This window comes from Enterobacter cloacae complex sp. 394F7 (assembly GCF_057320385.1).
In genome coordinates this window covers 141,624-163,920 of sequence record NZ_JBXWCS010000001.1, presented here as the reverse complement: position 1 = coordinate 163,920, position 22,297 = coordinate 141,624, and the positions used below count along the sequence as shown (strand labels likewise).

Sequence of the window (22,297 nt, the reverse complement as noted above, 5' to 3'; positions counted from 1 at the left end):
CCCACATGACCATCAACCTGAAAAACCGCAACTTCCTCAAACTGCTGGACTATACCCCGGCGGAGATCCAGTACCTGATCGACCTCGCCATCGAACTGAAGGCCGCCAAAAAAGCCGGACGTGAGAAGCAAACCCTGGTCGGAAAAAACATCGCCCTGATTTTTGAAAAAACCTCCACCCGCACCCGCTGCGCCTTTGAAGTGGGCGCATTTGACCAGGGCGCGCAGGTCACCTACCTCGGCCCAAGCGGCTCGCAGATTGGCCATAAAGAGTCGATGAAAGACACCGCCCGCGTGCTGGGCCGCATGTATGACGGCATCGAGTATCGCGGCTACGGCCAGGCCATCGTCGAAGAGCTGGGCGAGTACGCGGGCGTGCCGGTATGGAACGGCCTGACTGACGAGTTCCACCCCACCCAAATCCTCGCCGATCTGATGACCATGCTGGAGCACTCGCCGGGCAAAACCCTGCCGGAGCTGAGCTTTGCCTATCTGGGCGACGCGCGCAACAACATGGGCAACTCGCTGATGGTCGGCGCGGCCAAGATGGGAATGGATATCCGCCTGGTGGCACCAAAGTCCTTCTGGCCGGAAGCGGGGCTGGTTGAGCAGTGCCGCGCCATCGCCAAAGAAACGGGCGCACGCATCACCCTTACCGACGACGTAGAAGAAGGTGTGCAGGGAGCCGATTTCCTCTACACCGACGTGTGGGTCTCCATGGGCGAGCCGAAGGAAGCCTGGGCCGAGCGCGTCAGTCTGATGAAGCCGTATCAAATCAATGCGCAGGTGATGAAGGCCACCGGCAACCCGAACGTCAAGTTTATGCACTGCCTGCCGGCGTTCCACAACGAACACACCAAAGTGGGCCGCGAAATTGAGATGGCCTACGGCCTGAAAGGGCTGGAGGTGACGGAAGAGGTCTTTGAATCACCAAACTCTATTGTCTTCGACGAAGCAGAAAACCGTATGCACACCATAAAAGCCGTCATGGTGGCGACACTCGGCGACTAATCACCGCCCGGCGCGCCACGGGGTGCGCCGGGGTTCAGGAGAACATCATGGGCAAGTTTAAGTTTCCCTCCGCTTACACCATTCTCTTTTTTCTGATTGCCGTCGTGGCCGTGCTGACGTGGATTATTCCGGCCGGACAGTACCATATGGCAATGAACGAGGCGCTCGGCAAGGACGTGCCGGTTGCCGGGACCTACGCGCACGTGGCGGCCCACCCGCAGGGGCTGGTTTCCGTACTGATGGCTCCCATTGCCGGGCTGTACGATCCGGAGTCCGGCCAGGCCGGGGCGATCGACGTAGCGCTGTTTATCCTGATCATCGGGGGATTTCTCGGGATCGTCACCAAAACCGGGGCGATCGACGCCGGGATCGAGCGCGTCACCACGCGATTACGCGGGCGTGAAGAGTGGATGATCCCGATCCTGATGGCGCTGTTCGCCGCAGGGGGCACCATCTACGGCATGGCCGAAGAGTCACTGCCGTTCTACACCCTGCTGGTGCCGGTAATGCTGGCTGCCCGTTTTGATCCGGTTGTTGCGGCCTCCACCGTGTTGCTCGGCGCGGGGATCGGCACGCTCGGCTCTACCATCAACCCCTTCGCCACGGTGATCGCCGCCAACGCCGCCGGGATCCCCTTCACCAACGGGATCGCCCTGCGCGTGGCGCTGCTGGTCATCGGCTGGATCATCTGTGTGGCGTGGGTAATGCGTTACGCCCGTAAGGTGCGCCAGGATCCGTCTCTTTCCATCGTTGCAGACAAACAGGAAGAGAACCGCGCCCATTTCCTCGGTAACAAGGACGCACAGACGCTGGAATTTACCCCGGTACGCAAAATCATCCTGGTCATTTTCGCCCTCGCCTTCGCGGTGATGATTTACGGCGTGGCGGTGCTGGGCTGGTGGATGGCGGAGATCTCGGCGGTGTTTCTCGCCAGCGCCATTATCGTGGGGCTTATCGCCCGCATGAGCGAAGAGGAGCTGACCTCAACGTTTATCAACGGCGCACGAGATTTGCTGGGCGTCGCGCTGATTATCGGCATCGCCCGCGGTATCGTAGTCATCATGGATAAGGGCATGATTACCCACACCATTTTGCACAGCGCGGAAGGGCTGGTCAGCGGGTTATCCACGGTGGCGTTTATCAACGTGATGTACTGGCTGGAGGTGGTGCTGTCGTTTCTTGTGCCTTCTTCATCCGGCCTGGCCGTTCTGACGATGCCGATCATGGCACCGCTTGCCGATTTCGCTAACGTCAACCGCGACCTGGTAGTCACGGCTTACCAGTCAGCCTCCGGTATCGTTAACCTGGTGACGCCCACCTCCGCGGTGGTTATGGGCGGGCTGGCTATCGCCCACGTGCCCTATGTGCGCTACCTGAAATGGGTGGCGCCGCTGCTGGGGATACTCACGGTGGTGATCATGGTGGCGTTAAGCCTGGGGGCAGTATTGTGATGTTTTGACGTTGTAGGCCCGGTAAGCGTAGCGCCACCGGGCGTTTTGTTTCAGCCACTTACATGGGAAATAGTTATGACGGAATATGGTGATTACTCTCCAAAAGAACAGCTACAGCTGACGGTCTGTCAGCGCCTGATCGCAGAAAAAAGCTATCTCTCCCAGGAAGAGATTCGCCGCGATTTGCAGGAGCGTGGTTTTGAGACCATCAGCCAGTCCACCGTTTCACGTCTGCTCAAGTTGCTTGGTGTCATAAAAATTCGAAATGCCAAAGGGCTAAAGATTTATTCGTTGAATCCTCTTCTGCGCCCTGCCCCCGACGCCGCGCGTACCGTTTCCGAAATGGTGGTCAGCGTGGAGCATAATAGCGAATTTATCCTTATTCATACCGTGGCCGGATATGGCCGCGCGGTGGCGCGCATTCTGGATTATCACCAGTTACCGGAAATTTTAGGCGTGGTTGCCGGAAGCAGTATTGTCTGGGTCGCCCCCCGGGTGGTGAAGCGTACCGCGCTGGTGCATAAGCAAATTAATTATTTACTCAGAACGCATTAATATTCATAAAGAACCGTTTGCATTGAGTAAAGCGTGCATTAAATTGCTTGATCCGGACATCGGGGTGCGTATAATGCCCGACAATTTGCCGGGAGGAAGCATGGTCAAGCGTGTTCGACATAACGTCTTACCGCGTCTGAAATCAGACGCTGGCCTGCCGTTTTTCTTCCCGTTGCTAAACCTATTCCCAGAGCCCCTCATTTGAGGGGCTTTTTTTTGCCCGGCGTCAGGAGATAAACATGAATCCGCTTTATCAAAAACACATCATTTCCATAAACGACCTCAGCCGCGAAGAGCTGGAACTGGTTCTGGAAACCGCGGCAAAACTGAAGGCCAATCCGCAACCGGAGCTGCTGAAGCACAAGGTGATTGCGAGCTGCTTCTTTGAAGCGTCGACCCGCACCCGCCTCTCCTTTGAAACCTCCATGCACCGCCTGGGCGCGAGCGTGGTGGGCTTCTCAGACAGCAGTAACACGTCGCTGGGTAAAAAAGGCGAAACCCTGGCGGATACCATTTCAGTGATCAGCACCTACGTTGACGCGATTGTAATGCGTCACCCGCAGGAGGGCGCGGCCCGTCTGGCAACCGAATTTTCCGGCGGCATTCCGGTGCTGAACGCCGGTGACGGTGCCAACCAGCATCCGACGCAGACCCTGCTGGATCTGTTCACCATTCAGGAGACCCAGGGCCGTCTGGAAAACCTGAACATCGCCATGGTGGGTGACCTGAAATATGGCCGCACGGTTCACTCCCTGACCCAGGCGCTGGCGAAATTCAACGGCAACCGCTTCTTCTTCATCGCTCCGGACGCGCTGGCGATGCCGCAGTACATTCTCGACATGCTGGATGAAAAAGGCATTCCGTGGAGCCTGCACGCCAGCATCGAAGAGGTGATGGGCAACGTGGATATTCTGTATATGACCCGCGTGCAGAAAGAGCGTCTGGATCCGTCCGAGTACGCCAACGTGAAGGCGCAGTTTGTGCTGCGCGCCAGCGACCTCGAGGGTGCGCGCGACAACATGAAGGTGCTGCACCCGCTGCCGCGCATCGATGAGATCACCACAGACGTGGATAAAACGCCGCACGCCTGGTACTTCCAGCAGGCCGGAAACGGCATCTTCGCCCGCCAGGCGTTACTGGCACTGGTTCTGAATCGCGAATTGGCTCTGTAAGGGGAAACGACAATGACACACGATAACAAACTCCAGGTTGAAGCCATCAAACGTGGCACCGTGATTGACCACATCCCTGCGCAGGTCGGCTTTAAGCTGCTGACGCTGTTTAAACTAACCGAAACCGACCAGCGCATCACCATCGGCCTGAATCTGCCGTCAGGCGAAATGGGCCGCAAGGACCTGATCAAGATCGAGAATACTTTCCTGACCGACGAGCAGGTTAACCAGCTGTCGCTGTACGCGCCGGACGCCACCGTTAACCGCATCGACAATTACGACGTGGTGGGCAAATCACGCCCAAGCCTGCCGGAGCGGATTGAGAGCGTGCTGGTTTGCCCGAACAGCAACTGCATCAGCCACGCGGAGCCGGTCTCCTCCAGCTTCGCAGTGAAAAAACGCGCCGATGACATCGCACTCAAATGCAAATACTGCGAAAAAGAGTTTTCTCATTATGTGGTGCTGGCCAACTAATTGAGGTTGGTAAAGGATCCCGGCCTCCCTATAATGGCCGGGACTCTTAAATCAGCTGTTATTCTGGAGAAATCATGACCAAAGTACTCGCGACGGAAAATGCACCAGCGGCTATCGGCCCATACGTTCAGGGCGTTGATCTGGGTAGCATGATTATTACCTCTGGCCAGATCCCGGTGAACCCGAAGACCGGTGAAGTGCCAGCCGACGTAGCGGCGCAGGCGCGTCAGTCGCTGGAAAACGTGCAGGCGATCGTGGAATCCGCAGGCCTGAAAGTGGGCGACATCGTGAAAACCACCGTTTTCGTGAAAGATCTGAACGATTTCGCCACCGTTAACGCCACTTATGAAGCGTTCTTCACCGAGCATAACGCCTCTTTCCCGGCGCGCTCCTGCGTGGAAGTGGCTCGTCTGCCAAAAGACGTGAAAATTGAAATCGAAGCGATTGCCGTACGTCGCTGATTGATAGCAGCAGAGAATGGGCGGCTTCGGCTGTCCATTTTTTTTGGTTATTTTTCCTCTCACCACAGCATGACCTTCCCCACCCGCCATTAATAACATCACCCTGCGTATTTATTATTAATGGACTAACAATGAAATTATCAAAGATTGCCCTTGCGATGGCGACCCTGACCGTTGCCTCATCCGCTTTAGCGCACGGATATATTGAGTCTCCTGCCAGCCGCGCTTATATGTGCAAGCTCGGTCAAAACATTGACTGTGGCTCCGTTCAGTATGAACCGCAGAGCGTGGAGAAAACCTCCGGCTTCCCGGGCGGTGCGATGCCGCCAGACGGCCAGCTTGCCAGCGCGGGGATTGCGAATTACTCCCAGCTGGATAAACAGAGCCTGAACGCGTGGACGAAAAGCCCCATGACCGCCGGCCCGCATGAGTTTGTCTGGTATCACACCGCGCCGCACAAAACCACCAACTGGCGTTACTACATCACCAAACAAAACTGGGATCCGAATAAACCCCTGAACCGCGATCAGTTTGAATTAACCCCGTTCTGTACCGTGAATGGAAATGGCCAGGCCCCCGCGATGCGCAAAGCCATGACCTGTAATGTACCTGCGCGAACGGGTTACCAGGTGATTTATGGCGTCTGGGAAATAGCGGATACCTCAAACAGTTTCTACCAGGCCATTGACGTTGATTTTGGTAACGGCGGCAATGTTACCCCGGATGACGGTGCCAGCATCGAATCAGAGTGGAGCAAGGTCCTCAGCGGCCAGATTGCAGGAAATAACCTGAACGTCGGCGATAAGGTCATTGCCCGCTTCTTCGATGCGCACGGTGAAGTAACCTCCCTGCGCACAGAAATAACGATCGCCACGGCCGCGCAGGGGGATGCTAACCAGTGGTCGTACGATCTGGCGCAGAAAATTAACACCGCGCACCAGGACATTCGCGTCGGCGTGAAGGATGAGGGCGGCGAGATTAGCCCGGTCCATGGCGCGAACAGCGTATTCGTCAAAGAGGGCAGCGCCCTGCAGTCCGTTGCGATTTCGTACGAAGAGCAGAAGGCAGAGGTCAATGAAACCATCGCCGTCAGCAATTTGCACTACAGCAAAATCGAGAACGGCAATGCGACCGTCACCTTCCATGTGAATACCCACGGTAACGTCGATTTCGAAGCCCACGTCATGAACCATCACGGGGCGGAAAAAGGGTACCTGAAGCAGGAGATGAATAACGTGAATCAGGACGTCACCCTGACGCTGACCGGCGTTGAGGCGGGTCACCACATGCTGAAGTACTACGCCACCAATAAAGACGGCACGCTGTTTGCGCAGGATGTGCTGAACCTGATGCTGGAAGAGGAAGCCGCGGCGGACAACAGCACCGGTCAGCATGATTACATCTTCCCGGATAACATCGCGTCGTACAAAGCAGGCACCGTGGTGCTGCAGCCAAAAGACGGTAAGACCTACCAGTGTAAGCCTTTCCCGTACAGCGGCTACTGCGTGCAGTGGAGCAAGTATGCGACCCAGTTTGAGCCGGGCACCGGTTCACACTGGAAAGAGGCGTGGGTGCTTAAGCACTAGTCCCCTCACCCTAACCCTCTCCCCAAAGGGGAGAGGGAACCGATCGAGCCCCTCGCCCCTTTGGGGAGAGGGGTTGGGGTGAGGGGGTTTTTCCTACTGATTCCGCGTCGCGCGCAGCAGCGTCTCCAGCGGGTACACCGCCGCAATCACCACTTCGTCCTGAACCTTCGCCGCGTTATCCAGCTCGCTCTGAATTGAGGCGATCTCTTTATCGTCCAGCGTGCCCTGACGCGCCACCAGATCGGTGAGCCTCAGGCCAATCGAGGCCAGCTTATCCACCTCCTGAATCACCGGCTTGATCGCCTTCAGCTGATAGCTGTTTTCACTCAGTGCCAGCGCGTCGCTGATATTGCTCTGCCAGCGGTTAAACACATGGCGCAGCGCGTCGGCACTTTCGGTATCCTCGGCGTCGCTCACCAGACGGTCGGCCCATTTGTTCATCTGGCGCACGGTGGCGCTTTCAGCGTTCAGCGCATCCGCGAAGCGGTTGAGCGGCTCAAACTGATGGTAGTTTCCGGCCTGGAATTTGAGATGCTGACGAGTGTAATACTGCGCAGGCTCCACCGCCTGGGCGAGGATTTGCAGCGGCAGCGTATCGGCATTCCCGGCAAGGCGCGTGAACTGCACCTGCTGCTGGGTGTGCTGCTGCAGCCCGACCGAGACCGTCGACCAGCTGTCCATCGCCTGCAGGCGGGTGTACATGTTGTCGACATCGGTAACATCCTGCGCGGACCATAACCGCTCCGCCACCGCAAAGGTACGCGGCCACAGACGGATATCCAGCACCGGTGCCACCACGTTTTCCGCCCACAGCGCGGCTTCTCCGCCAAGCAGATTAACCTGATGCGCGATATCCGGCACTACCGGCGGAGTGCCTTTAGGAACCTCATCCAGACGCGTGCCGCTGATCGGGTAGCGGACATTCCCCACCAGGAAATAACCCGTGAGCTTATCGTTATCAACCGACACCACCGGGCGCGTTTCGCCCATCCAGGTATCAACGGTAAACGTCACCTGATTGTCATCGCGCCACGCAATGTTGTCCACCGCGCGGCGGGACTTGCCGGCAAAATCAATAAATCCGCGCCAGCCGGACTCCCCTTTCACCAGCGTAAAGCTGCCTTCGACCGGCTTGCCTTTCAGACGAGGCATGGAGAAGGCCCAGCTCTGGGCGCTGTCGGTGTCGGCAATCACGTCCACGCCGTTTAAGGCCTGCGGCACGATCTCATTGCGGTAGTGGTAAGCGGTGGACTGCGGCTGATCGAGATAGAAGCCCGTCGAGAGGATCCCTTTGTAGCCGTTCTGCGCCACCTGTCCCAGCGCATCCTGCCCCTGCCAGGACTGGATCAGAATGCTTTTGGGCAGATCGGGATGGTAGATCTCATCCCAGCCCACCATCTGCCGGTGGTGTTTTTCAAGGATCGTTTCCAGCTTGCGGTTGAAATACGCCTGCAGCGCGTGGCTGTCCGCCAGCTTGTGGTCGCGCATAAACTGCTGAATGGCCGGATTCGCTTTCCACTGGCTGTCATCCACCTCATCGCCACCGATGTGCAGATAAGGATCGGGGAAGATCGCTGCCAGTTCGCTGACCATCGCGTCAGCAAAGGCGTAAGTGGCCTCTTTGGTCGGATCCAGCACCGGCTTTAAGACTCCCCAGTGGCGCTCCATTTCGTACGGCCCCGGCGCGCTCATCAGCGCCGGGTAGGCCACGGCAATGGCCGAGGCGTGGCCTGGCATATCGATCTCCGGCACCACGCGGACACCGCGCTCGGCAGCATAGCGGACAATCTCGCGCATCTGCTCTGGCGTGTAGAACAGCCCGTCGCTGGCAAGCTGGGTCAGCTTAGGATAGCGCTTTGAGCTGAAACGCCAGCCCTGATCGTCGGTTAAATGCCAGTGCAGCACGTTGAGTTTTGCCGCGGCCATACCGTCGATCTGGCGTTTGATATCCGCCAGCGGGATAAAGTGGCGCGCCGAGTCCAGCAGCAGCCCGCGCCACGGGAAGCGCGGGGAATCTTCAATGGTCACCCACGGTACAGAGGTGTTTTCCGCGCCGTTTTGCACCAGCTGGAGCAGCGTTTCCATGGCACGCAGCGCGCCGAAACGGGTATTGGCGGAGATATCCACCCCGTTGGCATCCACCGTCAGCCTGTAGCTTTCGTCGCTGTCCGGCAGCGGCTGCGGCTTCACTTTTTTGGCGATGGCAATGCGGATGGTCGGTTTTTCGGGTTTGTCGGTCTGGGGCTGCAGCGTCCAGCCGGTTTGCAGGGCAATACGCTGGCGCAGGCGGTTAACGGCGTCACCGAGATCGTCTCCGCTGACGCTTACGGAGAGTTGATTATTAAGCACCAGCGCGCCCTGAGTGGTCGGGCGTTCAACCTTCGCAGGCCAGGGCATCAGGGGAAGATCGCCTGCCGGGGCGGCAAACGCTGACGCGCCGAGCAGCAGCCCGGCGGTTAAGAGGCTGTACCGTAACATGAATGTTCCTTATCTGACGGGCCAAATACAGGCAAAACATTCTGGTAACATGCGCTCAATTTGTCGTCAAGCGAATGCGCCGACGGAGATCACAGGTTGTTGAATTTGGGAGGAAAGCTATTGCCCGGTGGCGCTGCGCTTACCGGGCCTACGTTTCGGGTAGTAGGCCGGGTAAGGCGAAGCCGCCACCCGGCTAACATAACTTACTGCCACCCATACCGACGCGCGTAAAACCCTTTCACCATCTGCGTCAGCACCATATAGCCCGCGAGGATCGCCACCAGCCACGGGAAGTAGCTCAGCGGCAGCGCCTGCAGCTGCAGGTAGCTGGCCAACGGTGAGAACGGCAGCGCGATGCCGAGCGCCATCACAATCCCCGTCATCACAATCAGCGGCCAGGCGGCACGGCTCTGGATGAACGGAATACGACGGGTGCGGATCATATGCACAATCAGCGTTTGCGACAGCAGCCCCACCACGAACCAGCCGGACTGGAACAGGGTCTGATGTTCCGGCGTATTGGCGTGGAACACAAACCACATCAGGCAGAAGGTCAGGATGTCAAAGATGGAGCTGATCGGGCCAAAGAAGAGCATAAAACGCCCCAGATCCGCCGGGTTCCAGCGCTGCGGCTTCTGGATCTGCTCGTCGTCGACGTTATCAAACGGGATCGCCACCTGAGAGACATCGTACATCAGGTTCTGGATCAGCAGATGCAGCGGCAGCATCGGCAGGAACGGCAGAAACGCGCTCGCCACCAGCACGCTGAAGACGTTACCGAAGTTGGAGCTGGCGGTCATTTTGATGTATTTCAGCATGTTGGCAAAAGTCCGACGCCCTTCGATCACGCCCTCTTCCAGCACCATCAGGCTCTTTTCCAGCAGGATGATGTCTGCCGCTTCGCGGGCGATGTCCACCGCCCCGTCCACGGAGATACCGATATCCGCCGCACGCAGCGCGGGCGCGTCGTTGATACCGTCGCCCATAAAGCCCACCACGTGCCCTTCGCACTTAAGCAGGGTGACGATGCGCTCTTTATGCATCGGCGTCAGGCGGGCAAACAGCGTGGTGTGCCGGGCAAGCTGAGCCAGCTCGTCGTCACTGAGGTGTTCGATATCGCTGCCTACTACCACGTCACCCGCGTCCAGCCCCACTTCGTGGCACACTTTGGCGGCCACCAGCTCGCTGTCGCCGGTAAGGATTTTCACGGTGATCCCGCTGGCCTTCAGCGCTTTCAGCGCCGGAGCGGTGGTCTCTTTCGGCGGATCGAGGAATGCGATATAACCCTCGAGGATCAGATCGGATTCGTCGATACGCTGATAGTCTCCCTCGCGTGCAGGCAGGAATTTGCTCGCCACCGCCACCACCCGCAGCCCCTGACGGTTCAGGTTATCCGTGACGCGTTTGATGCGGCGCAGCATGGTGTCGTCCAGCGGCACGATGTCACCGTTGTAGCGAACCTGGGTGGAAACATTGAGGATCTCCTGCAACGCGCCTTTGCAGATCAGCTGGTGCACATCCGGCTGCTCGCTGACCACCACCGACATCCGGCGGCGCTCAAAATCGAACGGGATCTCATCCACCTTCTGCCAGCGGCCAGAGAGTGAGCGGGCAGACTCTTCATCCACCCCTTCCAGCACCGCAACATCGAGCAGATTTTTCAGCCCGGTCTGGTAGTGGCTGTTCAGCCAGGCGCTGTGCAGCACGCGTTCGCTGGTTTTACCGGCGATATCGGTGTGGTTCTCCAGCACGATTTTATCCTGCGTCAGCGTGCCGGTTTTGTCGGTGCAGAGAATGTCCATCGCGCCAAAGTTCTGAATGGCGTCGAGGTGTTTGACGATCACCTTCTGTTTTGACAGCTTCACCGCCCCGCGCGCCAGGGTGGAGGTGACAATCATCGGCAGCATTTCCGGCGTTAAGCCAACCGCCACGGAGAGCGCAAACAGCGCGGCTTCCCACCAGTCGCCTTTGGTGTAGCCGTTGATCAGCAGCACAATCGGCGTCATCACCATCATAAAGCGGATCAGCAGCATGCTGACACGGCCAATCCCTTTCTGGAACGCATTCGGCTCGCTCTCCTGCTCTGTCACACGTCCGGCAAGCTGACCAAACCAGGTATTGCCGCCGGTGGCGGTGACAATCGCCTGCGCCGTGCCGCTAACCACCGTGGTGCCCATAAAGCACAGGGTGTCGCACTCAAGCGGGTTCATCTGCTGCGGATCGCGAGTTCGCGCCACCTTTTCCACCGGCAGGGACTCCCCGGTGAGCGAGGCCTGGGCCACGAACAGATCGCGCGCCTGGATGATGCGTAAATCCGCCGGGATCATATCCCCGGCGGCGAGCTTCACCAGATCGCCCGGCACCAGCTGGTCGATGGGCAGTTCGACCCAGGCGTTTTCACCCAGATCGTTAATGACTCGCGACACGGTCGCGGTGTTGCTGACCATCGCCTTCAGGGCATCCGCCGCTTTGGTGGAGCGCGCTTCCTGAATAAAGTTCAGCAGCGTGGAGATCCCCACCATCAGGGCGATAACGCCCGCGGCAAACAGATCTTCAGTGGCGTAAGAGATAATGCCCAGCACGGTCAGCAGCAGGTTGAAGGGATTGCGGTAGCAGATCCACAGATGCACCCACCACGGCGCCGGTTTTTGCGCCGGGATGAGGTTGTCGCCATGCACGGCCCGGATTTTTTGCACTTCAGCCGCATTCAGCCCTTCCGGGTGTCCGTTAAAGGCGCGCCAGACTTCGTTCTCATCCATCGCCGCCACGTTGAGGCAGCGCTCGGTGAGGCTGGCGGGAATAGTGGCGCCGGAGAAATTTTTGCCGTTTGGCAGCGGATCGCGCTGAACCAGACGGTGTGGCAGGTGGCGGCTCAGCAGCGCCTGTAGCTGCCGGGTGATATTTTTAAACATAGTCATTCCCCCGCATCCGCCTGGGCGGACGCAGTCTTTCCTGCAGGCGTGGCAAAGCCGTACCTGACAGGCACTTAAATTTTCAAGCAGGAACGTTCAGAACGTTGCTGCCTCACATCACCGGTGAGACAGCACAAGGCTGGCTTACCGGAAAGAAGGGGTTCTCCTGGTCAGGAGAGGTGTGGGATCGGGATCCATGTCGCCTCCGGTAAGTAAAAATAAGGGGTACGCCGCGCAGTATAAGGATTTAACCGTACCCTAAGCGGCGCGTCGGGCGGTATTATACCCACCCTCAAATAAACCGAACGTAAACCAGACTTTGCCCATAGCGAATTAGCGCTATAGCATTAGGCTCATTTGACACCGTTATCGTTGTTACAGGGAATACAGCATGCAAAACCGCCTTACGATTAAAGACATTGCGCGTTTAAGCGGCGTGGGGAAATCCACCGTGTCGCGCGTGCTGAACAACGAGAGCGGTGTCAGCGAACGCACGCGCGAGCGCGTCGAGGCGGTGATGAATCAGCACGGGTTTTCCCCTTCCCGTTCCGCACGCGCCATGCGCGGACAGAGCGATAAAGTGGTCGCCATTATTGTCTCGCGTCTGGATTCCCTCTCTGAAAACCTCGCCGTACAGACCATGCTGCCCGCCTTCTATGAGCAGGGTTACGATCCAATCATGATGGAGAGCCAGTTCTTGCCACAGCTGGTGGAAGAGCACCTGGGGATGCTGGCGCGACGCAACATCGACGGGGTGGTCCTGTTTGGCTTTACCGGCATTAAAGAGGAGATGCTCAAACCCTGGCAACCCTCGCTGGTCTTGCTGGCACGCGATGCCCACGGATTTGCCTCCGTCTGCTATGACGATGAAGGGGCGATTATTACCCTGATGCAGCGCCTGTACGAAAAAGGCCATCGTCATATCAGCTATCTTGGCGTACCGCACGCGGACGTCACCACCGGCAAACGCCGTCACGAAGCCTATCTGGCGTTTTGCAAAAAGCACAACCTCTCTGCCGTGGCCTCCCTGCCCGGGCTTGGCATGAAGCAGGGCTATGAGCAAGTCGCCAGCGTGCTGACCCCGCAGACCACCGCGCTGGTGTGCGCGACCGATACCCTGGCGCTGGGTGCGAGCAAATATTTACAGGAACAGCGCATCGACGAGCTGCAGGTCGCCAGCGTAGGCAGTACCCCGCTGATGAAGTTCCTGCACCCGGAGATCATCACCGTCGATCCGGGCTACGCCGAGTCCGGCCGTCAGGCCGCCGCACAGCTGATTGAGCAGATCAACGGGCGCGCAGAACCCCGCCAAATCGTCATTCCCGTCCATCTTTCATAACCGCCATAAATCGGTTTATTGTGATCTTCGCCCGATTTCGGGAACGTTCCCATTTTCGCCGTCCCGCTGAAGGAGTAGGCTTGCGCTCAGGTCATTACACCCCTCCCATCTGTCATGAGGTTTCATGATGAGTAAAGTCAAACAAGCAGATATCGATCAGCTGATCGTCCTGGTGGGCGGTCGCGAAAACATCGCGACGGTCAGCCATTGTATTACCCGCCTGCGCTTCGTGTTGAACGATCCGGCCAAAGCCAATCCGAAAGCGATTGAAGCGCTTTCGATGGTGAAAGGCTGCTTCACCAACGCCGGGCAGTTCCAGGTGGTTATTGGTACCGAAGTGGGCGATTACTATCAGGCTCTGCTCGCCACTACCGGGCACAACGCGGCAGATAAAGAGCAGGCCAAAAAGGCCGCGCGCCAGAATATGAAATGGCATGAGCAGCTTATCTCCCACTTCGCAGAGATCTTCTTCCCGCTGCTGCCGGCGCTGATCAGCGGGGGCTTAATTTTAGGCTTCCGTAACGTCATCGGTGATGTGCCGATGAGCGACGGCAAAACCCTGGCGCAGATGTACCCGGCGCTGAAAACCATTTACGACTTCCTGTGGCTGATTGGCGAAGCGATCTTCTTCTATCTGCCGGTGGGGATTTGCTGGTCCGCCGTGCGTAAAATGGGCGGTACCCCGATTCTGGGTATCGTACTCGGCGTAACGCTGGTCTCTCCGCAGTTAATGAACGCTTACTTACTTGGCCAGCAGGCGCCGGAAGTGTGGAACTTTGGCCTGTTCACCATCGCCAAAGTGGGTTATCAGGCGCAGGTTATTCCGGCACTGCTGGCGGGTCTGGCGCTGGGCTTTATTGAGACGCGCCTGAAACGCATCGTGCCAGATTACCTCTATCTGGTGGTGGTGCCGGTCTGCTCGCTGATCCTGGCGGTGTTCCTGGCGCACGCCTTTATCGGTCCGTTTGGCCGCATGATCGGCGACGGTGTGGCCTTTGCCGTCCGTCACCTGATGACCGGCAGCTTCGCGCCGATTGGTGCCGCGCTGTTCGGCTTCCTGTACGCCCCGCTGGTGATCACCGGCGTACACCAGACCACGCTGGCGATTGATATGCAGATGATCCAGAGCCTTGGCGGCACGCCGGTCTGGCCGATTATCGCGCTGTCTAACATCGCTCAGGCATCTGCCGTAACGGGCATTATTCTGGTCAGCCGTAAGCATAACGAGCGTGAAATTTCCGTCCCGGCCGCCATCTCCGCGTATCTCGGGGTCACCGAACCGGCGATGTACGGTATCAACCTGAAATACCGCTTCCCGATGCTCTGCGCGATGATCGGTTCCGGTCTGGCGGGCCTGCTGTGCGGCCTGAACGGGGTGATGGCGAACGGGATTGGCGTCGGCGGGCTGCCGGGCATCCTCTCCATCCAGCCCACTTTCTGGCAGGTGTTTGCCCTGGCGATGGCGGTAGCGATTATCGTCCCAATGGCGCTCACCACCGTGGTTTACCAGCGTAAGTTCCGTCAGGGCACGTTGCAGATTGTTTAACTTCATCTTTCGGGGCGCAGTTGCGCCCCTTCGCATTTGCAGGAACGCATTATGAATACCCTTCCTCACTGGTGGCAGAACGGCGTCATCTATCAGATTTACCCAAAAAGTTTCCAGGACACGACCGGCAGCGGCACCGGCGATCTGCGCGGCGTGACGCAGCGGCTGGACTACCTGAAAACCCTCGGTATTGACGCCATCTGGCTGACGCCGTTTTACATCTCCCCGCAGGTGGATAACGGCTACGACGTGGCGAATTACACCGCCATCGACCCGGCGTACGGCACGCTGGATGACCTTGACGAGCTGGTCGCCCAGGCGCATGAACGCGGCATTCGCATCGTGCTGGATATGGTGTTTAACCACACGTCAACCCAGCACGCCTGGTTCCGTGAATCACTGAATAAAGCCAGCCCGTACCGCCAGTTTTATATCTGGCGCGACGGCACGCCGGAGCAGCTTCCCAACAACTGGCGCTCCAAATTCGGCGGCAACGCCTGGCGCTGGCACGCCGAGAGCGAGCAGTATTATCTGCACCTCTTCGCCCCGGAGCAGGCGGATCTCAACTGGGAGAATCCGGCCGTGCGCGCCGAGCTGAAAAAGGTGTGCGAGTTCTGGGCCGATCGCGGCGTGGATGGCCTGCGTCTGGATGTGATTAACCTGATTTCGAAAGACCAGGCTTTCCCGAATGACGATATTGGCGACGGTCGCCGCTTCTACACCGATGGGCCGCGCATTCATGAATATCTCCAGGAGATGAGCCGCGACGTCTTTACGCCGCGTAATCTGATGACGGTGGGCGAGATGTCCTCCACCTCGCTGGAGAACTGCCAGCAGTATGCGTCTCTTGACGGGCGCGAGCTGTCGATGACCTTTAACTTCCATCATCTGAAGGTGGATTACCCCGGCGGCGAAAAGTGGACGAAGGCGAAGCCGGACTTCGTGGCGCTGAAAACCCTGTTTACCCACTGGCAGCAAGGGATGCACAACAAAGCGTGGAACGCGCTGTTCTGGTGTAACCACGACCAGCCGCGCATCGTGTCGCGCTTTGGTGATGAAGGGGAACACCGCGTGGCTGCCGCGAAGATGCTCGGCATGGTGCTGCACGGGATGCAGGGCACGCCGTATATCTATCAGGGTGAAGAGCTTGGCATGACCAACCCGCACTTCAGCCGCATCACTGATTACCGCGACGTGGAAAGCCTGAACATGTTCGCCGAACTGCGAGCTAACGGCCGCGATCCGAACGAACTCCTGGCGATTCTGGCGAGTAAGTCGCGCGATAACGGGCGCACGCCGATGCAGTGGGATGCCTCGCACAATGCGGGCTTTACCGAAGGTGAGCCGTGGATTGGCGTCTGCGACAACTACGAGACGGTCAACGCCCGCGCGGCGCTGGACGATCCTGATTCGGTGTTTTATACCTACCAGTCGCTGATTCGCCTGCGCAAAACCCTGCCGGTGCTGACGTGGGGCGATTATCAGGATCTGCTGCCGGAACATCCGTTCCTGTGGTGTTATCGCCGCCAGTGGCAGGGGCAAACCCTGGTGGTGGTGGCTAACCTCAGCCATCAGTCTCATGAATGGGAATCAGGCGTTCTCAGTGGTGAGTGGCAGGCCGTCATGAGTAACTACCCGGCCCCACATACCGCCACGCTACGTCCGTTTGAAGCCGTCTGGTGGCTACAGGCGTAATCTCCCGCCGGGCGTAACAGCAGCGCCCGGCTTACTTTACTGTTTTTGTTGAATAATTAATCAGATTTTTCCTTTGCGGATTTACATTCGCTCCAGCGCCCGCCGTTTGTACTCTCGTCTTTTTACTTTGTTCTGAATCAAAAAAATCGCAAACATGTTTGATGCAAATCACTATATGTAGCACTTAAAATGCTGGCCGACCCAACATCTTGTATTTATCGTCTACTATTCCAACAACAACACGGCGACTCCGCTCTCCGGGATTGTGGATAACAAGGGTCGGGAACGCGGGAAGTCATTGGGCTGGCTGATAATCCACCCGGTGCATACTTCCCCACCTCTGTGGATAACCTGTTTTTAAAATGGAGTGATCATGACACCGCATGTGATGAAACGTGATGGCTGTAAAGTGCCGTTTAAATCAGAGCGCATTCAGGAAGCCATTCTGCGTGCAGCTAAAGCAGCGGGAGTCGATGACGCAGATTACTGCGCCACCGTCGCAGACGTCGTTAGCCGCCAGATGAACGAACGCAGCCAGGTGGATATCAGCGAGATCCAGACTGCGGTTGAGAACCAGCTGATGTCTGGTCCTTACAAGCAGTTAGCGCGCGCTTATATTGAGTACCGCCACGACCGCGACGTCCAGCGTGAGAAGCGCGGCCGCCTGAATCAGGAAATCCGGGGTCTGGTCGAGCAGACCAACTCCGCCCTGCTCAATGAAAACGCCAATAAAGACAGCAAGGTGATCCCGACCCAGCGCGACCTGCTGGCCGGCATCGTGGCTAAACACTACGCCCGTCAGCATCTGTTGCCGCGCGACGTGGTATCGGCGCACGAGCGCGGTGAGATCCACTACCACGATCTCGACTACTCGCCGTTCTTCCCGATGTTTAACTGCATGCTGATCGACCTCAAAGGCATGCTGACCCACGGTTTTAAAATGGGTAACGCCGAGATTGAGCCGCCGAAGTCTATCTCCACGGCGACGGCCGTCACGGCGCAGATTATCGCCCAGGTCGCGAGCCACATTTACGGCGGCACCACCATTAACCGCATTGATGAAGTGCTGGCCCCATTTGTTACTGCAAGCTTTAAGAAGCACCGTAAAACGGCGGAAGAGTGGCAGATCCCCGATGCCGACGGCTACGCCCATTCCCGCACCGAGAAAGAGTGCTATGACGCGTTCCAGTCGCTGGAGTACGAGGTGAACACGCTGCATACCGCTAATGGTCAGACGCCGTTTGTCACGTTCGGCTTTGGTCTGGGAACCAGCTGGGAGTCGCGTCTGATTCAGCAGTCCATTCTGCGTAACCGTATCTCCGGTCTTGGCAAAAACCGCAAAACGGCGGTGTTCCCGAAACTGGTCTTCGCCATCCGCGACGGTCTGAACCATAAGTTTGGTGACCCGAACTACGACATTAAACAGCTGGCGCTGGAGTGCGCGAGCAAGCGTATGTATCCGGACATTCTGAACTACGACCAGGTGGTGAAAGTCACCGGTTCGTTTAAAACCCCGATGGGCTGTCGCAGCTTCCTCGGCGTGTATGAGGACGAAAATGGTGAGCAGGTGCATGACGGCCGCAACAACCTGGGCGTGATCAGCCTGAACCTGCCGCGCATCGCGCTGGAAGCCAAAGGAAATGAAGACGTCTTCTGGGCGCTGCTGGATGAGCGTTTACAGCTGGCACGTAAAGCGCTGATGACCCGCATCGCCCGTCTGGAAGGGGTGAAAGCCCGTGTCGCGCCAATCCTCTATATGGAAGGGGCCTGCGGCGTGCGTCTGAAAGCGGACGACGATGTGTCTGAGATCTTCAAAAACGGTCGTGCGTCGATCTCGCTGGGCTATATCGGCATTCACGAAACCATCAACGCCCTGTTTGGCAACACGCATATGTATGACAGCGACGCGCTGCGCGAGAAAGGCATCGCCATTGTTCAGCGCCTGCGCGATGCCGTTGACCAGTGGAAAGAAGAGACCGGCTACGGCTTTAGCCTGTACAGTACGCCGAGCGAAAACCTGTGTGACCGTTTCTGCCGTCTGGACACCGCCGAGTTCGGTATTGTGGAAGGGGTGACTGACAAAGGTTACTACACCAACAGCTTCCACCTGGACGTGGAGAAAAAGGTTAACCCGTACGACAAAATTGACTTTGAAGCGGCCTATCCCCCTATCGCCAGCGGCGGCTTTATCTGCTACGGCGAATACCCGAACATCCAGCACAACCTTAAAGCGCTGGAAGACGTGTGGGATTACAGCTATCAGCACGTGCCGTATTACGGCACCAATACGCCTATCGATGAGTGCTACGAGTGCGGCTTTACCGGCGAGTTTGAGTGTACCAGTAAAGGCTTTACCTGCCCGAAATGCGGCAACCACGATGCGGCCCGCGTATCGGTAACCCGCCGCGTGTGCGGCTATCTTGGCAGCCCGGATGCGCGTCCGTTCAACGCCGGTAAGCAGGAAGAGGTGAAACGCCGCGTGAAGCATTTAGGGAATGGGCAGATCGGTTAAGTTCCGTGTTCTCCCCCTCACCCTGGCCCTCTCCCTCAAGGGAGAGGGAACTCTTCCCCCTCTCCCCGTGGGAGAGGGCCGGGGTGAGGGCATCAGCGCGCATACATTCTCTGGACATTTCTATGCGATATCACCAGTACTACCCCGTCGACATCGTTAACGGCCCCGGCACCCGCTGCACTCTTTTTGTCTCAGGTTGCGTGCACGAATGCCCTGGCTGCTACAACAAAAGCACCTGGCGGCTCAATTCCGGCATGCCGTTTACCGCCGAGATGGAAGACCGGATCATTAACGACCTCAACGACACTCGCATCAAACGTCAGGGGATTTCGCTCTCCGGCGGCGATCCGCTGCACCCGCAAAACGTGCCGGAGATCCTGAAGCTGGTGAAACGCATTCGCCGCGAGTGCGCAGGAAAAGATATCTGGGTCTGGACGGGCTATAAGCTGGACGAGCTGAACGCGCAGCAAAGGGAAGTGGTGGATCTGATTAACGTGCTGGTCGACGGCAAATTTGTACAGGATTTAAAAGACCCGGCGCTTATCTGGCGCGGCAGCAGTAACCAGGTTGTGCATCATTTGCGCTGAACGCTATAGCCGTTTGTTAGCATCGTGATACACGGTTAATTTCTCTCTTTTCCCAATAGCGATGACAACTACCGTTACCACGTTGTCCTGAACCTGATAGACCAAACGGTAACCCTGGGATCTGAGTTTTATTTTGTAGCAATCAGGCAGATTATGCAGACGGGCCGATTCGATCCGGGGGTTTACCAACACCCCGGCAAGTTTCTTCCTGAACTGCTTTTTTACAGTCTCCCCCAGCTTGCTCCACTCTTTTAACGCCCTCGGGTCAAATTCCAGTTCATAAGTCATCCAGACTAACCTTAATTCCCTTTTGCGGATTAGCCAGTCGCTCTCGGACTGTCTGTATCAGCGCATCTTCGCTGTCGCTAATCGTGACCGTTTTCACCGGCATGCGTCCCGTCTCGGCGACATACTGAAACAGGAGTCGCACGGCTTCTGTTGGGGTGATATTGAGTTTTTCCAGCACGGCATAAGCCTCGTTTTTGAGTTTGTCATCCAGACGGACGTTAAGCGTAGCCATTATGCCTCCAGGAGAATCGAATGTGTAATGCAGTTTAGCATTACATTCGCATTACATCGAATTCTGGATAACGCCTCTCAAAACCGGCTCAAACTCTCCATCGCCACCGCCTTAAACTCGGCAAAATCTCCGCAGCTACAAAGCCGTGACATCGCACGTTCGCGCAGGAAGGTGACGAAAATATCGTAGATCGCCATCGCCTCTTCGTATTCGCTTTTGCTGATGGCGAGCAGGAAGATAACGTGGGCGGTTTCGTCGCCCCACTGGACGCCGTGCGGGGCGAGCACGGTATAGACCACCGTTTTCTGTGCCAGCAGGCCAAGGGAGTGCGGCAGCGCGATGCCGTCGCCTAGCATGGTGCTGACGATGGCTTCACGCTCAACGACCGAGTCGAGGAACTCAGCCCCCACAAAGCCCTCCTCTTCAAGCTGGACGCAGAGCTCGCGGAACAGCGTTTGCTGGTCCACTGGGGCGTTGAGAATACGGAAATGCGCAGCGTCGAAGTATTTATCCAGCATCCACGGACGGGTTCTGTCCACCAGCACCAGCTTGCCAATCTGCTCCAGCTGGTAGTCCGTCGGGAACGGGGCGATCATCACCACCGGCTTAGACTTTTCACTGACGCGGGCAGTTGAGATCACAAAGTCTTCGCTAATGGATTCCGTCTGCTCGTACTCGCGAAGCGTAAGCGTGCGTGTGACCTCAATCTGCGGGTATTTGCGCTGCAGCACCGCCTCAATCATACGCACCATGGCATTACCGGCATCGCACACCAGCAGCACGCGCGGCTGGCGCTGGTAGCCAATGTTGTAGTGGCGCTCCAGCCCGACGCCAATATGCAGCACCAGGAAGCCAATCTCGTTTTCGCTGATCACATACGGCGTGTATTTGCCCCAGCTTGAGACTGCCGCCAGCGTCATATCCCACGCCATCGGATAGTGCTGCTTGATGTTATCCAGCAGCGGATTCGGGATCATGATTTGATACCGCACGCGGGTGATCATGGTTTTGATATGGGTAAGCAGATCCGCATGCAGCTGCTCGTCGCTGAGCAGGTCGTAGTTATAGTGGGTGTTGATATAGCGCAGGATGTAGTTGACCAGCGCTTCGTCGTCATCCGCATTGATGGCACTCGGCGCGATATCCTGGATCTGCCGCGCGGCGATATGCACGCACAGCCAGCTCTCTTCCGAAGGGGAAAGCGCTTTGCCCGCCAGCTGCTGAATGGTCACCGCGATATCTTTCGCCGCGTCACGCACATTCTCTTCCACATCTTCGGCGTGGAATTCCGGCAGTGGATACCCCTCGCTGATGCGGCGCACCGACACCGCGCAGTAGAGTCGCAGGAACAGCTCGCCTTCGTCGGTCAGGCGGATGTGATGCCGCGTCAGCGCCTCGTGCAGTACGGGCACCATCTGCTCTGCTACTCCGGCATTGAGCGCCACGTCGGTCACCAGCGGGTTCAGGCTGTCCTGCTGGGCCAGTTCCCAGAGCAGATCGGTCAGACAGGCGCGGGTCGCCATCTCACTGCCAAACAGCTTCATGCCATGGCGTGGACGCGTTTCCAGCGTCAGGTTGTAGCGGTGGAACCACTCACGCACCTCCACCATATCGCTCTGCAGCGTGGCGCGGCTGACGAACCACTCATCGGCCAGGTCTTCCAGCTTGAGTGAAAACGCCGAGGTGAGAAAACGCACCACCAGATAATGCACGCGCTCCGGCCCGGTACGGGGAATGCGCAGCGCGCGCGGATGGGAAGCCTGTAGCTGCTGATAACGTACCGCATCGTCAATTTTGAGCTGGTAGCCATTGCCGCGGCTGAGAATAAACTGCGCGCCGTGGCTTGCCAGCAGCGCGTTCAGGGCGGAAATATCCGCCCGGACGGTTCGCGTGGAGACCGACAGCCGCTGCGCCAGCTCGTCCTGCGGCAGCGTCTCGTTTTGCAACAGATCGAAAAGTTGCGCTAAACGTTGGTTCGGAAATCGCACGTCGTTGTCCT

The 22,297-nt window shown here is 57.7% G+C and carries 18 protein-coding genes; 13 read left to right on the top strand and 5 right to left on the bottom strand.

The window, feature by feature from the left end; genetic code table 11:
* The first annotated feature begins 5 nt into the window (after positions 1-5).
* From argF to gbpA, 8 genes are all read left to right on the top strand, one after another.
* Positions 6-1,010 (top strand): ornithine carbamoyltransferase, encoded by a 1,005-nt coding sequence (gene argF, locus AC2FAK_RS00825; protein WP_013095369.1) that lies wholly within the window; start codon positions 6-8, stop codon positions 1,008-1,010.
* A 47-nt stretch (positions 1,011-1,057) separates the two neighbouring features.
* A complete protein-coding gene (locus tag AC2FAK_RS00820) occupies positions 1,058-2,461 on the top strand; it encodes a YfcC family protein (protein ID WP_095455123.1) in 1,404 nt (467 codons plus the stop codon).
* 75 nt (positions 2,462-2,536) lie between these two features.
* Entirely contained in the window at positions 2,537-3,016 is a 480-nt protein-coding gene (locus AC2FAK_RS00815; RefSeq protein ID WP_013095367.1) for an arginine repressor, read from the top strand.
* A 100-nt stretch (positions 3,017-3,116) separates the two neighbouring features.
* On the top strand, positions 3,117-3,221 hold the full coding sequence (locus tag AC2FAK_RS00810) for a pyrBI operon leader peptide (RefSeq protein ID WP_022646880.1): 105 nt from the start codon (positions 3,117-3,119) through the stop codon (positions 3,219-3,221).
* A gap of 34 nt (positions 3,222-3,255) precedes the next feature.
* Positions 3,256-4,188 carry an aspartate carbamoyltransferase gene (pyrB, locus tag AC2FAK_RS00805; RefSeq protein WP_014830458.1) on the top strand — a complete coding sequence of 311 codons (933 nt, stop codon included), beginning with the start codon at positions 3,256-3,258 and terminating at the stop codon, positions 4,186-4,188.
* 12 nt (positions 4,189-4,200) lie between these two features.
* Positions 4,201-4,662, top strand: coding sequence for an aspartate carbamoyltransferase regulatory subunit (gene pyrI / locus AC2FAK_RS00800; protein WP_013095364.1), 462 nt, complete (start codon positions 4,201-4,203; stop codon positions 4,660-4,662).
* Between the two features lie 74 nt (positions 4,663-4,736).
* On the top strand, positions 4,737-5,123 hold the full coding sequence (gene ridA / locus AC2FAK_RS00795; RefSeq protein WP_006810315.1) for a 2-iminobutanoate/2-iminopropanoate deaminase: 387 nt from the start codon (positions 4,737-4,739) through the stop codon (positions 5,121-5,123).
* Positions 5,124-5,254: 131 nt separating this feature from the next.
* Entirely contained in the window at positions 5,255-6,709 is a 1,455-nt protein-coding gene (gene gbpA, locus AC2FAK_RS00790) for an N-acetylglucosamine-binding protein GbpA (RefSeq protein ID WP_095455124.1), read from the top strand.
* Between the two features lie 93 nt (positions 6,710-6,802).
* Here gbpA and AC2FAK_RS00785 read toward each other — a convergent pair whose 3' ends face one another.
* Together AC2FAK_RS00785 and mgtA are read right to left on the bottom strand one after the other, a co-directional pair.
* Positions 6,803-9,187, bottom strand: a complete 2,385-nt coding sequence (locus tag AC2FAK_RS00785; protein WP_095455125.1) for a beta-N-acetylhexosaminidase — start codon at positions 9,185-9,187, stop codon at positions 6,803-6,805.
* A 203-nt stretch (positions 9,188-9,390) separates the two neighbouring features.
* A complete protein-coding gene (gene mgtA / locus AC2FAK_RS00780) occupies positions 9,391-12,099 on the bottom strand; it encodes a magnesium-translocating P-type ATPase (protein ID WP_058683249.1) in 2,709 nt (902 codons plus the stop codon).
* 391 nt (positions 12,100-12,490) lie between these two features.
* Between mgtA and treR the strand changes: the two genes are divergently transcribed.
* From treR to nrdG, 5 genes are all read left to right on the top strand, one after another.
* The gene (treR, locus tag AC2FAK_RS00775) at positions 12,491-13,438 is read left to right on the top strand and encodes a trehalose operon repressor TreR (protein WP_095453863.1); all 948 of its coding nucleotides are present in this window, start codon (positions 12,491-12,493) and stop codon (positions 13,436-13,438) included.
* 127 nt (positions 13,439-13,565) lie between these two features.
* Positions 13,566-14,984: a PTS trehalose transporter subunit IIBC gene (treB, locus tag AC2FAK_RS00770; RefSeq protein WP_095453865.1), complete on the top strand. Its 1,419-nt coding sequence runs from the start codon at positions 13,566-13,568 to the stop codon at positions 14,982-14,984.
* Between the two features lie 51 nt (positions 14,985-15,035).
* Positions 15,036-16,679, top strand: coding sequence for an alpha,alpha-phosphotrehalase (gene treC, locus AC2FAK_RS00765; RefSeq protein ID WP_095455126.1), 1,644 nt, complete (start codon positions 15,036-15,038; stop codon positions 16,677-16,679).
* A gap of 373 nt (positions 16,680-17,052) precedes the next feature.
* The gene (gene nrdD, locus AC2FAK_RS00760) at positions 17,053-19,191 is read left to right on the top strand and encodes an anaerobic ribonucleoside-triphosphate reductase (protein ID WP_058660602.1); all 2,139 of its coding nucleotides are present in this window, start codon (positions 17,053-17,055) and stop codon (positions 19,189-19,191) included.
* Between the two features lie 122 nt (positions 19,192-19,313).
* Positions 19,314-19,778: an anaerobic ribonucleoside-triphosphate reductase-activating protein gene (gene nrdG / locus AC2FAK_RS00755; RefSeq protein WP_029883488.1), complete on the top strand. Its 465-nt coding sequence runs from the start codon at positions 19,314-19,316 to the stop codon at positions 19,776-19,778.
* A gap of 3 nt (positions 19,779-19,781) precedes the next feature.
* On the opposite strand, the gene AC2FAK_RS00750 is transcribed toward nrdG, so the two are convergent.
* The 3 genes from AC2FAK_RS00750 to AC2FAK_RS00740 form a co-directional block, all read right to left on the bottom strand.
* Positions 19,782-20,066 carry a type II toxin-antitoxin system RelE family toxin gene (locus AC2FAK_RS00750; RefSeq protein ID WP_038985641.1) on the bottom strand — a complete coding sequence of 95 codons (285 nt, stop codon included), beginning with the start codon at positions 20,064-20,066 and terminating at the stop codon, positions 19,782-19,784.
* Entirely contained in the window at positions 20,056-20,298 is a 243-nt protein-coding gene (locus AC2FAK_RS00745) for a type II toxin-antitoxin system RelB/DinJ family antitoxin (protein WP_008501400.1), read from the bottom strand. The genes AC2FAK_RS00750 and AC2FAK_RS00745 overlap by 11 nt, the downstream gene beginning before the upstream one ends.
* A 77-nt stretch (positions 20,299-20,375) precedes the next feature.
* Entirely contained in the window at positions 20,376-22,286 is a 1,911-nt protein-coding gene (locus tag AC2FAK_RS00740) for a BglG family transcription antiterminator (protein WP_095455127.1), read from the bottom strand.
* Between the last annotated feature and the right edge of the window lie 11 nt (positions 22,287-22,297).

Coding starts and splice junctions, on each gene's coding strand:
- gbpA (WP_095455124.1), top strand. CDS start 5,255: ATGAAATTATCAAAGATTGCCCTTGCGATGGCGACCCTGACCGTTGCC.
- ridA (WP_006810315.1), top strand. CDS start 4,737: ATGACCAAAGTACTCGCGACGGAAAATGCACCAGCGGCTATCGGCCCA.
- AC2FAK_RS00820 (WP_095455123.1), top strand. CDS start 1,058: ATGGGCAAGTTTAAGTTTCCCTCCGCTTACACCATTCTCTTTTTTCTG.
- AC2FAK_RS00750 (WP_038985641.1), bottom strand. CDS start 20,066: ATGACTTATGAACTGGAATTTGACCCGAGGGCGTTAAAAGAGTGGAGC.
- AC2FAK_RS00810 (WP_022646880.1), top strand. CDS start 3,117: ATGGTCAAGCGTGTTCGACATAACGTCTTACCGCGTCTGAAATCAGAC.
- AC2FAK_RS00815 (WP_013095367.1), top strand. CDS start 2,537: ATGACGGAATATGGTGATTACTCTCCAAAAGAACAGCTACAGCTGACG.
- pyrI (WP_013095364.1), top strand. CDS start 4,201: ATGACACACGATAACAAACTCCAGGTTGAAGCCATCAAACGTGGCACC.
- nrdG (WP_029883488.1), top strand. CDS start 19,314: ATGCGATATCACCAGTACTACCCCGTCGACATCGTTAACGGCCCCGGC.
- mgtA (WP_058683249.1), bottom strand. CDS start 12,099: ATGTTTAAAAATATCACCCGGCAGCTACAGGCGCTGCTGAGCCGCCAC.
- nrdD (WP_058660602.1), top strand. CDS start 17,053: ATGACACCGCATGTGATGAAACGTGATGGCTGTAAAGTGCCGTTTAAA.
- AC2FAK_RS00745 (WP_008501400.1), bottom strand. CDS start 20,298: ATGGCTACGCTTAACGTCCGTCTGGATGACAAACTCAAAAACGAGGCT.
- treB (WP_095453865.1), top strand. CDS start 13,566: ATGAGTAAAGTCAAACAAGCAGATATCGATCAGCTGATCGTCCTGGTG.
- treR (WP_095453863.1), top strand. CDS start 12,491: ATGCAAAACCGCCTTACGATTAAAGACATTGCGCGTTTAAGCGGCGTG.
- treC (WP_095455126.1), top strand. CDS start 15,036: ATGAATACCCTTCCTCACTGGTGGCAGAACGGCGTCATCTATCAGATT.
- AC2FAK_RS00785 (WP_095455125.1), bottom strand. CDS start 9,187: ATGTTACGGTACAGCCTCTTAACCGCCGGGCTGCTGCTCGGCGCGTCA.
- argF (WP_013095369.1), top strand. CDS start 6: ATGACCATCAACCTGAAAAACCGCAACTTCCTCAAACTGCTGGACTAT.
- pyrB (WP_014830458.1), top strand. CDS start 3,256: ATGAATCCGCTTTATCAAAAACACATCATTTCCATAAACGACCTCAGC.